The organism is Rahnella sp. PCH160 (assembly GCF_047784855.1).
Lineage (GTDB): Bacteria > Pseudomonadota > Gammaproteobacteria > Enterobacterales > Enterobacteriaceae > Rahnella.
On record NZ_JBLOGT010000001.1, the window covers coordinates 3,349,261 to 3,365,811 of the forward strand.

A 16,551-nucleotide genomic window follows, 5' to 3' on the forward strand; every position below is an offset into this window, starting at 1 on the left:
AGGGGGAGGCCGGGAGGGGGTTTAGCAGGCCACTGAGTCGCTAAAACCAACACCCCATCCCGGCCTTCCCCTCGTGAGAGGAGAAGGAGCAAATCAAAACCAGCCAGCATCCATCTTTCGAATTACATAGCCAGTGGCCGCTTTCAAAAATCACGCTGGAAGGAGAGGTGGAAAACCGCGTATTTTTTCGCGCGGTTTGTAATCCGACTGGAAGGAACCGCGCAGCGGCGGGATTTTGCGGCACTAGCAGAAATTGCTGAAACATGGCCAGCAAGCGGTAGCGCGCAGTGAAAGAGCCCGGGGTTCTTAGGGGTGGCGGCGATAAGCCACCCCTGAGGCCGGTTTGGGTGGCAACCCAAGGTTTTGACTTGGGCTGCGTGATCACCGCACTTAAGAAAATTAAAAAAAACTCGTTTTTAAAACAGCCCCTTAGCGGCTGCAGAGCTTGTAATAAACTTCATTCCACCGGATCTGATTCTTGAAGTCCGCCAGCGTCGTATCGTTATCAATCACCAGCAACTCGATCCCGGACAGCTCCGCATACAACCGCAGTGCGTCGATATCCAGCGCCTGCGAGAACACCGTGTGGTGTGCGCCGCCGCCGAGGATCCAGGCTTCTGCCGCCGTCGCCAGAGAAGGCTGGGCTTTCCAGATCGCGCGGGCAACCGGCAGTTTTGGCAGCGGATGGGGCTGTTCGATGGTATCTACCAGATTCACTAACAGACGGAAACGGTCGCCCATGTCGATGACGCTGGCGTTGACCGCCGGGCCTGCCGGGGTGGAGAAAATCAGACGCGCCGGATCAGCCTTGCCGCCAATGCCCAGATATTGCGCATCCAGCAGCGGTTTTTCTTCTTTGGCAATCGACGGGCACACTTCCAGCATGTGCGAACCGACCACCAGATCGTTGCCCGGCTTGAAGTTGTACGTGTAATCTTCCATGAACGACGTGCCGCCTTTCAGGCCGCTGGCCATCACTTTCATGATGCGCAGCAGGGCCGCGGTTTTCCAGTCACCTTCGCCGCCAAAGCCGTAGCCTTTTTGCATCAGACGCTGTACCGCCAGCCCCGGCAGTTGTTTCATGCCGTGCAGATCTTCAAAGTTGGTGGTGAATGCGCCAAATTTCCCCTGTTCCAGGAAACGGGTCATCCCCAGTTCGATTTTTGCCGCGTCCAGCAGATTTTCGCGACGTTCACCGTTGAGTTTCACGGCATCCGTCAGACGGTAAGTGGATTCATACTCTTCCACCAGCTGGTCGATATCGCCTTTGCTGACTTCGTTGATGACGCTGACCAGATCACCGATGCCATAGGCATTGATACTGTAGCCAAACTGAATTTGCGCGGCCACTTTATCGCCTTCGGTCACCGCGACTTCACGCATGTTATCGCCAAATCGGGCCACTTTCAGATGCTGACTTTCGTTTTTCGCGGCCGCAACGCGCATCCACTGGGCGATGCGGCGGTGCGATTCGCCATCCTGCCAGTGACCGGCGACAACGGAATGTTGCTGACGCATACGCGCGCCGATGAAACCGAATTCACGGCCACCGTGCGCGGTCTGGTTCAGGTTCATAAAGTCCATGTCCATGGTGTCCCACGGAATTTCAGCGTTGAACTGTGTATGGAACTGCAACAGCGGTTTGTGCAGGATGCTCAGACCGGCAATCCACATTTTGGCCGGCGAGAAGGTGTGCAGCCAGGTAATCAGGCCGATGCAGGAATTCGCATAGTTGGCTTCGCGGCACAGTGCGGTGATTTCGTCCGGGGTGGTGACCAGCGGTTTGAGCACCAGTTTAACCGGCAATCCGGCTTCTGAGTTCAGGCCATTGACCACCTTCTCGGCGTTCTCCTTTACCTGACGTAACGTTTCCGGCCCGTACAGATGCTGACTGCCAATAGCGAACCACACTTCGAGATGTTTAAACGCGTCCATTAATCACTCCTGAATTTCAGATGTTTGAAAAAGCCGTTTTCGAAAAAGTAGTCAGTGTGCTGTCTTCGCTGCAAACAGCGGTTCAGTGGTGGCACACCATTGCTGATAACGTTCGTACAGGCGCTGGTATTGTTCGACGCGCTGCGGATCCGGCAACAACGTGCGCTCGATGCTGCACGCCATTTTTTCCTGAGCGGCAGGGACGTCTTTGAACTCTCCGGCCGCGACGGCAGCAAAGATGGCGGCACCCAGCGCACAGCACTGTTCGGAGGCGACAATCTGCAACGGGCGGTTCATGGCGTCGGCGCAAACCTGCATGATGACCGGCGATTTACGGGCAATACCGCCGAGCGTGAGAACGTTTTCAACCGGAATATCCTGTTGTTCGAAACATTCCATAATCGCGCGCGCACCAAAGGCGGTGGCCGCGATGAAACCGCCGAACAGTTCCGGCGCTTCGGTGCCGAGATTGATGTCAGTAATGACGCCTTTCAGACGCTGATTGGCAAACGGTGTCCGGCGTCCGTTAAACCAGTCGAGCACCAGCGGCAGGTGATCCAGTTTAGGATTTTCGGCCCACGCGGCGGTCAGATCGGGCAGCAGATTTTTTTGTAATGCAGTGAGCTGATCTTTCAGTTCCGGATGCGCTTTGGCGGCCTGAACCAGCGGCCAGCTCAGCAGACGGCTGAACCACGCGTACATATCGCCAAACGCCGATTGCCCGGCTTCCATCCCGATCATCTCCGGCACGACACTGCCTTCAACCTGACCACAAATCCCGGCAATCGCGCGGTCGTTCACGCGCTCTTTATCGGCAATCAGAATGTCGCAGGTGGAGGTGCCGATCACTTTGACCAGCGTGTAAGGCTGCGCTCCGGCACCGACTGCGCCCATGTGGCAGTCAAACGCACCGCCGGAAAGCACCACGCTCGCCGGTAAACCGAGGCGCTGTGCCCATTCCGGGGTCAGTGTGCCTACGGCCTGATCGGCGGTGACGGTTTCGGTAAACAGCGGATACGGCAGGTGTTCCACTAATAACGGGTCGAGCGCGGCGAAGAAATCTTTCGGCGGCAGGCCGCCCCACGACGGATGCCAGAGCATTTTGTGCCCGGCACTGCAACGGCCACGCACGACTTTGTCCGGCGCGGTGGTGCCGGAAAGCAGGGCGGGCACCCAGTCGCACAATTCCACCCAGGAGGCGGCGGCCTGGGTGACAGATTTGTCGGCGCGTGAAACATGAAGAATTTTGGCCCAGAACCATTCGGAGGAGTAAACGCCGCCGATATAGCGGGAATAGTCGGGAAAATCGCCGCTGCGGCAAAGACGATTAATTTCTTCGGCTTCTTCTATTGCCGTGTGATCTTTCCATAGCACGAACATGGCGTTCGGGTTTTCGGCGAATTCCGGGTTCAGGGCCAGAATGTTGCCATCTTTGTCGACCGGTGCGGGCGTGGAACCGGTGGAATCAACGCCGATACCGACCACGCGTGCAGCGCGTTCATGCCCCAGACGTTGTACGACGTTTTTAATCGCCTGCTCCATCGCCTCTATATAATCAAGCGGATGGTGTCGGAACTGATTTATAGCCGCATCACAATAGCGGCCTTCATTCCAGCGCGGGTAGTAAACCACATCGGTTTCCATCTCGGCACCGGTCTGACAATCAACGGCCAGTGCCCGGACGGAATCGCTGCCAAAATCAAGACCAAGAGCAATCGCACCTTGCGTCATTCTTTCTCACTCCTTCAGGTTTGCCGTAGTCATTACGGCGGCGAATCGAATTGCTCTAACAGTAGGAGGATGGCAAAAAGTGAGTGAGGAGGCGTTAGCTGGAAGTATGCACAAATCTGCTCCTCATGATGTTTCTGTGAGGTTGGTCAAATGTTAGCGTTTGGCTAAAATCGCTATATCTATGTACAAACCTGCTGTTTTCCCGCCGTGTGATAGCGCTCTACATTCCGCTGCAAAATTACCGCTAAAACTGACTGCGTCTTACAAGAGAGTGTGACGTAAATCCGCTATATAACGGACTTCGCCGCACTCCGAATTTGTTTCCTTACGCTACTGATAACGTTTTCACGACGATGGCAAACCTTCCCATTCAGGGCCGGGATCGTGAAAAACAACAATAAAAGTCGGAGAACATCATGCATAAATTCACTAAGGCGTTAGCGGCGGTTGGTTTAGCTGCCGTTATGTCACATTCAGCTATGGCAGCAGAAAATCCGAAGCTGGGTTTCCTGGTTAAGCAGCCGGAAGAGCCGTGGTTCCAGACTGAATGGCGATTCGCCGATAAAGCCGGCAAGGATCTGAACTTTGAGGTCATTAAAATTGCTGTGCCGGATGGAGAAAAAACGCTGAATGCCATTGACAGCCTCGCGGCAAACGGCGCGAAAGGCTTTGTTATCTGCACACCAGACCCTCGTCTTGGCCCGGCCATTATGGCCAAGGCCCGCAGCTATGACATGAAAGTGATCCAGGTCGACGACCAGTTTGTGAATGCCAAAGGCAAACCGATGGATGATGTGCCATTAGTCATGATGGCCGCGACCAAAATCGGCGAACGTCAGGGCCAGGAACTGTATAAAGAAATGCAAAAACGCGGCTGGAAAGTGGCGGACACAGGCGTCATGGCTATCACGGCTGATGAGCTGGACACCGCGCGCCGCCGCACTTCCGGTTCAATGGCTGCGCTCAAAGCGGCGGGTTTCCCGGAAAAACAAATCTATAAAGTCCCGACTAAATCCAACGACATCCCCGGCGCACTGGATGCCGGTAACTCCCTGCTGGTGCAACATCCTGACGTGAAAAACTGGCTGATCATCGGCATGAACGACAACACCGTTCTGGGTGGCGTGCGTGCAACAGAAGGTCAGGGCTTTAAAGCCGCGAACGTGATCGGCATCGGCATCAACGGTGTGGATGCGGTGAATGAGCTGTCAAAAAGCGCACAAACCGGCTTCTACGGCTCCCTGTTACCCAGCCCGGATATCCACGGTTACAAAAGTATCCAGATGCTGAACGAATGGGTGACCAAAGGCGTTGAACCACCGAAATTCACCGAAGTGACCGACGTTGTCCTGATCACCCGCGACAACTTCAAAGAAGAACTGAAGAAGAAAGGCCTGATGTAATTTCCTCTTCATCCTTCGGGCCGCAGATGCGTTGGCTACGCTTGCTCACCCCGGTCACTTACTTATGTAAGCTCCCGGGGACTCTCAAGCTTGCCGCCTTTCTGCAACCCGAATGATTTTGAGGAAATCGGTGTTGAAACGAGCATTAGATAACGCTGCTGCACTACGGACGACGGTTAAGAAATGCGACTGTTTTCTGTGGTGCAGTAATCGGTTTGAAATCCTTCACATATTTTTCCAGGTAGCCACTATGACTCAGCAATCTTCAAATAAGACGCCTTTGCTGACACCGTCACTGACGGAGTTTGATGCGGCCAGGCCGTATCTGGAATTCCATGACATTGGCAAAACTTTTCCGGGCGTGAAAGCGCTGGACGGTATTTCATTCAATTGTTACGCCGGACAAATTCATGCGCTGATGGGCGAAAACGGCGCGGGTAAATCCACGTTGCTGAAAATCCTCAGCGGAAACTATCAGCCCTCGCAGGGCAACATTCACATCAAAGGCCAGCCGGTGGCGTTTAACAACACCACCGACGCGCTCGATGCCGGTGTGGCGATCATCTATCAGGAACTGCATCTGGTGCCGGAAATGACGGTAGCAGAAAACATTTATCTCGGGCAGTTGCCGAGTAAACACGGGTTCGTGAACCGCAAATTGCTGCGCTATGAAACCAAAATTCAGCTCGAACACCTCGGGCTGGATATCGACCCGGACATGCCGCTGAAATATCTCTCCATCGGGCAGTGGCAGATGGTGGAAATCGCGAAAGCGCTGGCGCGCAACGCCAAGATCATTGCGTTTGACGAGCCAACCAGTTCGCTGTCTGCCCGTGAAATCGAGCAATTGTTCCGCGTTATCCGTGAGTTACGTGCCGAAGGGCGCGTTATTTTGTATGTCTCACACCGTATGGAAGAAATTTTTGCATTAAGTGACGCTGTCACTGTTTTCAAAGATGGCCGCTACGTGCGGACCTTCGACGACATGACGCAGGTCAACAACAGCAAACTGGTGCAGGCGATGGTGGGCCGTAATCTGGATGATATCTACGGTTATGCGCCGCGTCCGCACGGCGAAATCCGGCTGGAGCTGGATGAAGTCAAAGCGCCGGGCGTGAGAACGCCGGTCAGCCTGACTGTGCGTCAGGGGGAGATTGTCGGTCTGTTCGGGCTGGTCGGCGCCGGGCGCAGTGAGCTGATGAAAGGATTGTTCGGCGGCACGCGCATCACCGGCGGCACCGTCCGGCTGGACGGCGAAGCGCTGAACATCCGCAAGCCGGCTGACGCCATCCGCCTCGGCATCATGTTGTGCCCGGAAGACCGGAAAGCCGACGGCATCATTGCGGTACATTCGGTGCGCGACAATATCAACATCAGCGCGCGGCGCAAAACCGTGAAAGCGGGGTGCCTGATCAATAATGCCTGGGAAGTCAAAAATGCCCGCAAACACATCGAGGCGCTGAACATCAAAACTCCGTCCGATCAGCAACTGATCATGAATCTCTCCGGGGGCAATCAGCAAAAAGCCATTCTTGGCCGCTGGCTGTCGGAAGACATGAAGGTCATCTTGCTCGACGAACCGACGCGCGGCATTGACGTCGGTGCCAAGCATGAAATCTACAACGTGATTTACTCACTGGCGAAACAGGGCATTGCTGTACTGTTTGCCTCCAGTGATTTACCGGAAGTGCTGGGTCTGGCCGACAGAATTGTGGTGATGCGCGAAGGCGCACTCTCCGGCGAACTGATGCATGACGAAGCCACCGAAGAAAAAGCGCTGGGGCTCGCCATGTTGCGAACGCCAGATCTTGACTCTGCGCATAACGCTGCCTGACTGAGGAGCAAAAATATTATGTCGAGTATGACAACCAATTCAGCCAAACCGGATCAACCTTCAGCGGCATCACGCGGCGGACAAGGTCTCATGCGTATCTGGGACAGCTACGGCATGTTAGTCGTGTTCGCCGTGCTGTTTATCGCCTGTTCAATTTTCGTGCCGAACTTCAGTTCTTTCATCAACATGAAAGGGTTAGGGCTGGCGATTTCGATGTCGGGCATGGTGGCCTGCGGGATGCTGTTCTGTCTGGCGTCCGGTGACTTTGACCTGTCCGTCGCCTCGGTGATTGCCTGCGCCGGTGTCACCACGGCGGTGGTCATCAACATGACCGAAAGCCTGTGGATTGGCGTCGGTGCCGGTTTGCTGCTGGGTATGCTGACCGGTTTGCTCAACGGTTTTGTTATCGCCCGCCTGAAAATCAATGCGCTGATCACCACCCTCGCCACCATGCAGATTGTGCGCGGTCTGGCGTACATCATTTCTGACGGTAAAGCGGTCGGTATCGAAGACGAACGTTTCTTTGCCCTCGGCTATGCCAACTGGTTCGGCCTGCCTGCGCCGATCTGGCTGACCGTTGGCTGCCTGATTATCTTCGGTTTGCTGCTGAACAAAACCACTTTCGGGCGTAACACGTTGGCGATTGGCGGTAATGAAGATGCGGCGCGGCTGGCGGGTGTGCCGGTGGTGCGTACGAAAATCATCATCTTTGTGCTGTCCGGGCTGGTGTCGGCGGCGGCGGGGATCATTCTGGCATCGCGTATGACCAGCGGCCAGCCAATGACCTCTCTGGGTTTTGAGCTGATTGTCATCTCCGCCTGCGTGCTGGGCGGCGTTTCACTGAAAGGCGGGATCGGCAAAATTTCCTACGTGGTTTCCGGGATCCTGATCCTGGGCACCGTGGAAAATGCGATGAATCTGCTGAACATTTCTCCGTTCTCGCAATACGTGGTACGTGGTCTGATTCTGCTGGCGGCGGTGATCTTTGACCGTTACAAACAGAAAGCGAAAAAGACCGTTTAATTCGTTTTTGTGATAACGCTTTCACTGTGTAATACCGACGGCATTTAACGCTCACGGGGGTTAAATGCCGTAAAAACGCGTGTTTGTTCACAAATTAGTAACGTTTACTGGCAGCGTTTTCACCGCCGATTAGAATAGATGAAAAGTCCATAGCCACAAGATGTTTCAGGAGGTTCGATGTATCACCGTATGATTCAGGATCAGCAGCAAAACCCGCTGTTGCCGGGTTACAGTTTCAATGCCTATCTGGTCGCCGGTATGACACCGATCCTTGCTGACGGCCCGCTGGATTTCGCGATTGACCGGCCGGGTGGCATGAAAGGGTTCATTCTTAATCTGACGGTCAAAGGTCAGGGTAAAGTCTTTGACGGTGAAGATACGTTTTACTGCAATCCCGGCGACCTTTTACTGTTCCCGCCGAAAGCACGTCATTTATATGCCCGTTCGGCAAATGCCGATTCGTGGTATCACCGCTGGGTGTATTTCCGTCCGCGCGCGTACTGGGCTGACTGGCTGGAATGGCACACCAAAACCCGTGACGTCGGACGTCTTTCTCTGCCGAACAACACGTTGTTGCTGGAATTCGACCGACTGTTTGCCAATATCGAGCAAACCCAAAAATCAGGCCGTCGTTTCTGCGAAGAATTAGGGATGAATCTGCTGGAGCGGCTGTTGCTGCGCGCAATGGAAGAAGATCCGCAGAGCCCGCAAAAAATTATGGATCCGCGCGTCATTGAAGCGTGTCAGTTTATTACCGGCAATCTGGCCGGTGAGCTGCGTATTGATGAAGTCGCGCGCCATGTCTGCCTGTCGCCATCGCGGCTGGCGCATTTATTCCGCGAACAGGTCGGGATCAACATCCTGCGCTGGCGTGAAGATCAGCGGGTGATCCGCGCCAAACTGCTGTTACAAACCACGCAGGAATCGATTGCGACCATCGGGCGTGTGGTGGGTTATGACGATCAATTGTATTTCTCGCGTGTTTTCCGCAAGCGGGTAGGGGTGAGCCCGAGTGATTTTCGCCGCCGCAGCGTCGAGATTAATTATCCGGCCAAACCGTACAGATCGCAGCCGTGGCCGGAGCAGGAGAATCAGGTTTCATATCATTTCTGAGGCTTTGCGAAGCCCAAAAGCTTTTGAATTTGATCGAGAAAGTTTCGGTTTCTCAATTGCGGTAATCATTTCACTCACTGTGCCGAAACCGACAAAAGAGGGGCAAGACGGCCCCTCTTTTGAATCTCCACGTCTTTTTAACTCCGCGCTGCCGCTCGCTGGCTACGTTTCAGTGACTTTTGCTATTGCCGCAAAATCCCGCCGCTGCGCGGTTCCCTCCCGTCGGGTTACAAACCGCGCAAAAAGATTCGCGGTTTTTCACCTCTCCATACGGCGTGATTTCTGAAAGCGGCCAATGGCTTTTTAGTTCACAACCTCGCCATGCTATTCATTATTTTAAATAAACTAAGAAGTCTGAAAATCGATTCTTTTGAACGGTGAGTTGGCGCTATCAGAAATTTTGCTGACTGAGGGTTCGAGACCAATGGCTCGAAGCCCTCGAGGAAGGAACCGCGCAGCGGCAAGATTTCGCGCCATATGCTGGTGTTGCAGAACATGTCCGTCGACCCAGCGATAGCGCGTGTTGAAAAAAGACGCGGAGATTCCAAAGAGGGCTCGTCATAGCCCTCTTTGGTCGGTTTCGGCGCCAGCCGCTGAGCGATCACTGCAAGTGAAAAACCGAAATTTTCTCGGTCAGTAGTGAGCAATCACAATTCTGCTGTTAGCCTGAATGGCAAATTCACTCGCTGAAGAAACTTTGCTTCAATGCCCGCTCAACGCCCCGCAATTCCGCCAAGCCGCGTAAGCGCCCGATCGCCGAGTACCCCGGATTCGTCTTCTTATGTAAGTCATCCAGCATCTGATGCCCGTGATCCGGACGCATCGGGATTGCGCGCAGGTTACCGGCTTTCCGGCGGGTTTGTTCTTCGGTCAGTATCGCTTTAATGACCGCGACCATATCCACATCACCGTCTAAATGATCCGCTTCGTGGAAACTGCCCGGGATCTCTTCACGCTGGGTGGCGCGCAGATGGATGAAGTGAACGCGATCGGCGTAGGTCGTCATCATCTTCACTAAATCATTGTCTTCACGCACACCGTAAGAACCGGTGCAGAAACAGAAACCGTTGTGGATGCTGTCGACCGTTTCTTTCAGCCATTGCATATCTTCAATGGTGGAGATAATGCGCGGCAGGCCGAGGATAGGGCGCGGAGGATCATCCGGGTGAACCGCCAGGCTCAGCCCGCATTGCTCGGCAACCGGCACGATGCTGCGCAGGAAGTGCGCCATGTTTTCGCGCAGTTTGGCTTTATCGATACCGTCGTAAATCGCCAGACGCGCACGGAACTGATCCAGCGTATAGCCTTCTTCCGCGCCCGGTAAACCGGCAATAATGTTGGAAACCAGCTGGTCTTTCTCTGCCTGCGTCATTGCAGCAAAGTAATCCGCAGCCTGTTTTTGTTCTTCCGCGCTGTAATAAGATTTCGCGCCTTCGCGTTTCAGAAGATGCAATTCGAAAGCGGCAAACGCGATGTGGTCAAAACGCAGAGCGCGGGAACCGTCCGGCAATAAATAACCCAGATCGGTACGCGTCCAGTCGAGAACCGGCATGAAGTTGTAGCAGACCGTGTCGATGCCACATTCCGCCAGGTTACGGATGGATTGCTGATAATTGGCGATGTGCTGATCGACGTTTCCGCTGCGGGTTTTGATTTCCTCATGTACCGGAATACTTTCCACCACTGACCACACCAGACCTTTGGCTTCGAGCTGCGCCTGACGTTTTTTAATCTCATCCACCGGCCAGACTTCGCCGTTCGGAATATGGTGCAGGGCGGTCACCACGCCGGTCGCGCCAGCCTGACGCACATCATCCAGTGAAACCGGGTCATTCGGGCCGTACCAACGCCAAGTCTGTTCCATGTGTTTTCCTTAAAATTGTTATCTGACATCTGAATGTAGTTGACGCATGGCCGGTGATAAGTTCAATCTTAATGCGCGGTCTGGTCAGGTGGTCTGCTGGTCAGGCCATCAGACCGACATATGATTCAGCATCGAACCGATCATTAATGTGATCGGGATAACAGATTTGGGATCCAGCACCTGCACGGAGAAAATAATGGATTTGCCCACCCTGAAAGTCGAAAGGCTCTATCGCCAGATTTCTAATGTATTGATTAACTGTATTAATACCGGTCAGTTTGCGCCGGGTGCGATGATCCCTTCTGAACGTGATCTGGCTAAACAGCTGGGCGTCAGCCGCTCATCAATACGTGAAGCGCTGATCGCGCTGGAGATCACCGGTTGGGTGGAAATCCGCACAGGCAACGGTGTTTACGTCAGCGACCCGCTCCCGCAGGCCACACCTGTCGCGCCGGCCATGACGCCGGAAGAAGAGTTCAGCCTGCAATCGCTGGTCAGGGCGCGGCAGATTTACGAATCGATGACCGCCGAACTGGCCGCGCTGAACGGCACGGTCGATCAGCGAACCAAACTGAAAGAAATCGCCGACGAGTTAAGCGGCCTGAATGCCAACAACGACGCGTTTCTGGAAGCCGACCGTCGTTTCCATCTGATGATCAGTGAAATGACGGGCAATGAAGTCCTGCACGATATGATGGGATACCTGTGGGACAAACGCCGTTCCCGTCGTTTTATGCGGCTTGAAAGCCATTACACCGAAGTCGATTTCGCCCGTGAGATGAATGCCGATCACCAGGGCATTTTGGACGCTATTCTGGCGGGTGATGGGGCGGGAGCGAAAGCGCGGATGAGCCGGCATTTGCAACATGTGTATGATCAGCTTTTTGCGGAGTAAGCGGAGCCCGATTTAAGACCTTGGGTGTAAACCCAAGGTCCTGGCTGCCAAAACCAAAGTTTTACTTGTCCCGTTTTGTAAGCTGGTGTCAAATCAGGTGATTAGCATCCTGACGGGCAAGACCGTTAAATAAAGGAAAATCCCATGTCCCAGACTCTCCGCGTTGGCCTGATCGGTTATGGCTTTGCCAGCAAAACTTTCCATTCACCTTTGATTGATGGCACACCGGGCCTTGAGCTGGCGGTGGTGTCGAGCAGTGACGCCGCGAAAGTTCATGCCGACTGGCCAAATGTCACCGTGGTTGATTCCCCTGAGAGGCTGCTGGCCGATCCTTCCATCGATCTGGTGGTGATCCCGACGCCAAACACCACGCACTTCCCGCTGGCGAAGCTGGCGCTGGAAGCCGGGAAACACGTTGTTGTCGATAAACCGTTCACCGTGACGCTGGAAGAAGCCCGCGATCTGGACGCGCTGGCGCGTGAAAAAGGCAAAGTGCTTTCTGTGTTCCACAACCGTCGCTGGGATTCCGATTTCCAGACCGTGAAGGCGCTGATCGAAGAAGGATCACTGGGCGAAGTCGTGTATTTCGAATCCCATTACGATCGCTATAAACCGCAGGTGCTTGCGCGCTGGCGTGAAAGCGATGCGCAGGGCAGCGGCATCTGGTACGACCTGGGTTCACATCTGCTGGATCAGGCGCTGCAGTTATTTGGTACGCCGGATTCGTTGCAGGCCGATCTGGCCGTGCTGCGTCCGGGCGGTAAAGCGGTGGATTATTTCAATGCCGTGCTGACGTATCCTCGCCGCCGCGTCGTGTTGCACAGCACCGTGTACGCCGTGGCCGAAACTGCCCGCTTTATCGTGCAGGGTGAAACCGGCAGCTACGTGAAATTTGGTCTGGATCCGCAGGAAGATCGCCTGAAAGCGGGCGAACGTCTGCCGCAGGCTGACTGGGGATACGACAAACGTGACGGCGTGATCACGCTGAGCCACGAGGGTGTGCTGGCAGAGAAATCGCTGCGGACTATTCCGGGTAACTATCCTGCGTATTACGCCGGAGTGCGCGATGCCATTAACGGCAACGGTGAAAATCCGGTTCCGGCCTCAGACGCTATCCGCGTGATGGAGATGATTGAGCTGGGTATGCAATCTTCAGAACAACAGGCGACGCTGAAAGTAAAAAAATAAGCCGCCGTTAAACCGATTCACTTTTACTCGTTCAACTGGCAAGGAAGGTTCATGTCCTGGTTAAAAATCGATAAATTTTTGCTGATTCTGATTTGTGTGGTCGTGGTCGCGTCGTTTTTCCCTTGCGAGGGTATCTATAAAACGATTTTCGAACACCTGACCACCGCTGCCATTGCGCTGCTGTTCTTTATGCACGGCGCTAAACTCTCGCGTGAGGCAATCATGGCGGGGATCGGGCACTGGCGTTTGCACGTTGTGGTTTTCCTTAGCACGTTTGCGCTGTTCCCGCTGCTGGGGCTGGGCATGAAATGGCTGGTGCCGGTCGGAATTCTGACACCGACGCTGTACTACGGTTTTCTGTATTTGTGTGCGCTGCCTGCCACTGTGCAGTCGGCGATTGCCTATACGTCGGTGGCGGGCGGGAATATCCCGGCGGCGATTTGCAGCGCGTCGGCTTCCAGTATTCTTGGCGTGTTTCTCTCGCCAGTGCTGGTCGGTTTGCTGATGCACACGCAGGGCGGAACCAACGACACGCTGCACGCAATCGGTTCGATTGTTTTGCAACTGATGGTGCCGTTTATCATCGGGCATTTGTGCCGTCCGCTGATTGGTGGCTGGGTGCAGCGTCACAAGAAGATCGTGAATATTACTGACCGTTCGTCGATTCTTCTGGTGGTGTATGTGGCGTTCAGCGCGGCAGTGGTGGAAGGCATCTGGCATCAGATTGATGGCTGGTCACTGCTGGCGGTGCTGGGTTGTTCGGTTGTGCTGCTGACCATTGTGCTGATCATCAATACGTTTGTGGCGCGGCTTTTTGGTTTCAATACCAAAGACGAAATCACCATTGTTTTCTGTGGTTCGAAGAAAAGTCTGGCGAACGGCATTCCGATGGCGAACGTGCTGTTCCCTGCGGCGGCGGTGGGTGCGATGGTGCTGCCGCTGATGATTTTCCATCAGATTCAACTGATGGTGTGTGCCGTTCTGGCGTCGCGTTACGCGAAACGTGTCGCGCGTGAAGATGCCGCTAAACTGGCCGTGAAAGAAGAAATCAAATCGGCATAGCTGATTGATTTAAAAGAGAAGGGCGGGAATCACTCTCGCCCTTTTTTGTGCTCAGAATTCTGGCGCTCAGAAAATGTTATGCAGACACTTTATCGCGAATTGCCTGTTTTTCCGCGCTGGTCAGGAAAGCCATCGTCAGGCCGTTTTCCTGCGCTTTGCGGATTTCATTCTGGGTCAGACCGGCGGCTGGCGCGGCAACGTTGTATTCGTTGGCAATTTCGATGCCCTGAACGGCCGGATCGTCGGTATTGATTGACGCCAGAACGCCGTGGCGCAGGAAGGTCGCCAGCGGATGTTGCTCAAATGAGGACACGGTGCTGGTCTGAATATTCGACGTCAGGCAGGATTCGATACCAATCTGGTGCTTCGCCAGGAAATCCATCAACGCCGGGTCTTGCGCGGCTTTCACGCCGTGGCCGATACGCTCGGCGCCCAGCTCACGAATTGCCTGCCAGATGCTTTCCGGGCCTGCGGCTTCACCGGCGTGAACGGTAATGCGCCAGCCCGCGTCACGCGCACGGTTAAAGTGGCTGAGGAACAGGCTGCCGGGGAAACCGAGTTCATCACCGGCCAGATCCAGCGCAGTTATGCCGTCGCGGTGCGCCAGTAAACCTTCCAGCTCTTGTACACAGGCGTCTTCGCCAAATGTACGGCTCAGAATACCGATCAGGCGCACATCGATATCGTGATTTTTCTGGCCTTCACGGATGCCTTCGATCACCGCTTCGACCACGCCTGCGACCGGCAATTTGTGGTTCATCGCCATGTAGTAAGGGGAGAAACGCAGCTCGGTATAGTGCAGACCGGCTTTAGCCGCGTCTTCAACGTTTTCTTTAGCAATACGGCGGCAGGCATCGAGATCGCCCAGCACTTTGACGCCCCAGTCCAGTTTTTGCAAAAAACTCACCAGATCGGGCTCTGTGTGCATGACCTGTACGTGCGGGCGCAGGGCTTCAAGTTCATTGGCGGGCAGCGTCAGATTAAACTGGCGGCCTAAATCGAGAATCGTTTGAGCGCGGATGTTGCCATCAAGGTGGCGGTGAATGTCGGTCAGAGGAAGGCGTGTGTCGATCATGGTGTGCACTCGTTATTATTGAAATGTGCGGGGCATTATAACTGTATTTCGTTGCGCAACAAGAAGGGTTTTATCTTTGCACCCTCCCCTGCGAAGGGGAGGGTTGGGGTGGGGTATTAATGAAAAATCAGGGAGTTGAAGTGTATTTAAACCTGGTTTTCCTCCCGACCTCCTCCTTTGCAGGGGGAGGAGCTTACAGCAGTGTATTAATCGCGCGAATTAAAGCCTGAACACCGGCTTCGACTTTTGAACGCGGGCAACCGACGTTCAGACGCAGAAAACCTTCGCCTTCCGTGCCGTAGGTGTAACCCGGCATGATCGCGACTTTTTGTTGTTCGATCAGCTCTTTTTGCAGCAGCCTGTCGTCGATGTTTAGCGCACGCAAATCAATCCATGCCAGATACGTTGACTGCGGCGGTTGCCAGTTCAGCTGCGGGAATGCGGCGTTCAGCTGTTCCGCTACATAGTGCAGATTCCCCTGCAAATAGTCGCGCAACGCGTCCAGCCAGGGTTCACCCGCGTGATACGCCGCGACGTGCGCATGCACCGCCAGCACCGCCGGAGAAGATAAACCGTCGCAGGCTTTCAGCTGATGCAGGTATGCATCGCGCGGCGTTTTATGACTGATAAAGCCGTAAGCGCCAGTCAGCGCAGGGATGTTGAAGCTTTTCGAGCCGGACGTCAGCAGCGCCCATTCACCGCGCGCCACCTCATTCCACGGCGTATGTTGGTTCCCGCCCCAGATCATATCCATGTGGATTTCATCGCTGATCACCCGCACATTGTGGCGCTCGCACAGCGTCGCAATCAGCGTCAGTTCTTCGCGCGTCCAGACCTTGCCGGTAGGATTGTGCGGGCTGCACAGCAACAACAGCGAACAGTCCGGTTGCGCCAGCAGGCTTTCCAGATTTTCGGCATCCAGCGTCCAGTCGTTGCCGTGTTTAATCAGCGGGCAGGCCAGCAGGTTGCGCTGATTGCCATCCACCACTTTAAAGAACGCGTCGTAGGCCGGGGTAAACGTCACCACGCCGTCGCCCGGCTGGCTCCACTGGCGGATAAGCTGCGCCACCATGTAGATCACCGACGGGCCATACACCACCCAGTCGCGGTCGATCTGGCTGTTAAAACGCTGCTGATACCAGTGCTCGACGGCACCAAGAAAATCATCATGATGCCAGCGGCTGTAGCCGAGCACGCCGTGTTGCAGACGTTTTTGCAGGGCGTCGAGAATGCACGGTGCGGTGGCGAAATCCATATCCGAAATGGTAAAGGGCAGTAAATCGGCACGACCAAAACGGTCGGCGACGTAATCCCACTGCGTACACCAGGTTCCGTGACGGTCGACGACGGTGGAGAAATCAAAAGAAGCTGAGGACATTTTTTCACTCCCTGAAGAAAGCAGAAAAGGGCGACACGAAGTCGCCCTGT

12 protein-coding genes are annotated in these 16,551 nt (G+C 54.7%); 7 read left to right on the top strand and 5 right to left on the bottom strand.

Features of this window, described 5'->3' with window-relative positions; all coding sequences use genetic code 11:
- Positions 1–429: 429 nt before the first annotated feature.
- Together araA and ACM5QY_RS15455 are read right to left on the bottom strand one after the other, a co-directional pair.
- Positions 430–1,935, bottom strand: coding sequence for an L-arabinose isomerase (gene araA / locus ACM5QY_RS15450; RefSeq protein ID WP_416121628.1), 1,506 nt, complete (start codon positions 1,933–1,935; stop codon positions 430–432).
- A 51-nt stretch (positions 1,936–1,986) separates the two neighbouring features.
- Positions 1,987–3,666 (bottom strand): ribulokinase, encoded by a 1,680-nt coding sequence (locus ACM5QY_RS15455; RefSeq protein WP_416121629.1) that lies wholly within the window; start codon positions 3,664–3,666, stop codon positions 1,987–1,989.
- A 416-nt stretch (positions 3,667–4,082) separates the two neighbouring features.
- On the opposite strand from ACM5QY_RS15455, the gene ACM5QY_RS15460 reads away from it, so the two are divergent.
- From ACM5QY_RS15460 to araC, 4 genes are all read left to right on the top strand, one after another.
- Complete coding sequence (locus ACM5QY_RS15460; RefSeq protein ID WP_416121630.1) at positions 4,083–5,069, top strand: arabinose ABC transporter substrate-binding protein; 987 nt, start codon at positions 4,083–4,085, stop codon at positions 5,067–5,069.
- A gap of 250 nt (positions 5,070–5,319) precedes the next feature.
- Entirely contained in the window at positions 5,320–6,903 is a 1,584-nt protein-coding gene (gene araG / locus ACM5QY_RS15465) for an L-arabinose ABC transporter ATP-binding protein AraG (protein ID WP_416121631.1), read from the top strand.
- Positions 6,904–6,921: 18 nt separating this feature from the next.
- Positions 6,922–7,926 (top strand): L-arabinose ABC transporter permease AraH, encoded by a 1,005-nt coding sequence (gene araH, locus ACM5QY_RS15470; RefSeq protein ID WP_416121632.1) that lies wholly within the window; start codon positions 6,922–6,924, stop codon positions 7,924–7,926.
- A gap of 177 nt (positions 7,927–8,103) precedes the next feature.
- Positions 8,104–9,039, top strand: a complete 936-nt coding sequence (gene araC, locus ACM5QY_RS15475; protein WP_416121633.1) for an arabinose operon transcriptional regulator AraC — start codon at positions 8,104–8,106, stop codon at positions 9,037–9,039.
- A gap of 679 nt (positions 9,040–9,718) precedes the next feature.
- Here the strand turns inward: araC and uxuA are convergent.
- The gene (gene uxuA / locus ACM5QY_RS15480; RefSeq protein ID WP_416121634.1) at positions 9,719–10,903 is read right to left on the bottom strand and encodes a mannonate dehydratase; all 1,185 of its coding nucleotides are present in this window, start codon (positions 10,901–10,903) and stop codon (positions 9,719–9,721) included.
- Positions 10,904–11,099: 196 nt separating this feature from the next.
- Between uxuA and ACM5QY_RS15485 the strand changes: the two genes are divergently transcribed.
- From ACM5QY_RS15485 to ACM5QY_RS15495, 3 genes are all read left to right on the top strand, one after another.
- Positions 11,100–11,798, top strand: a complete 699-nt coding sequence (locus tag ACM5QY_RS15485; protein WP_416121635.1) for a FadR/GntR family transcriptional regulator — start codon at positions 11,100–11,102, stop codon at positions 11,796–11,798.
- A 144-nt stretch (positions 11,799–11,942) separates the two neighbouring features.
- Positions 11,943–12,986 (top strand): oxidoreductase, encoded by a 1,044-nt coding sequence (locus ACM5QY_RS15490; protein WP_416121636.1) that lies wholly within the window; start codon positions 11,943–11,945, stop codon positions 12,984–12,986.
- Between the two features lie 51 nt (positions 12,987–13,037).
- Entirely contained in the window at positions 13,038–14,048 is a 1,011-nt protein-coding gene (locus tag ACM5QY_RS15495; RefSeq protein ID WP_416121637.1) for a bile acid:sodium symporter family protein, read from the top strand.
- A gap of 76 nt (positions 14,049–14,124) precedes the next feature.
- Here ACM5QY_RS15495 and add read toward each other — a convergent pair whose 3' ends face one another.
- Positions 14,125–15,123 carry an adenosine deaminase gene (add, locus tag ACM5QY_RS15500; protein WP_416121638.1) on the bottom strand — a complete coding sequence of 333 codons (999 nt, stop codon included), beginning with the start codon at positions 15,121–15,123 and terminating at the stop codon, positions 14,125–14,127.
- Positions 15,124–15,316: 193 nt separating this feature from the next.
- Positions 15,317–16,501, bottom strand: coding sequence for a MalY/PatB family protein (locus ACM5QY_RS15505; protein ID WP_416121639.1), 1,185 nt, complete (start codon positions 16,499–16,501; stop codon positions 15,317–15,319).
- Positions 16,502–16,551 lie beyond the last annotated feature (50 nt).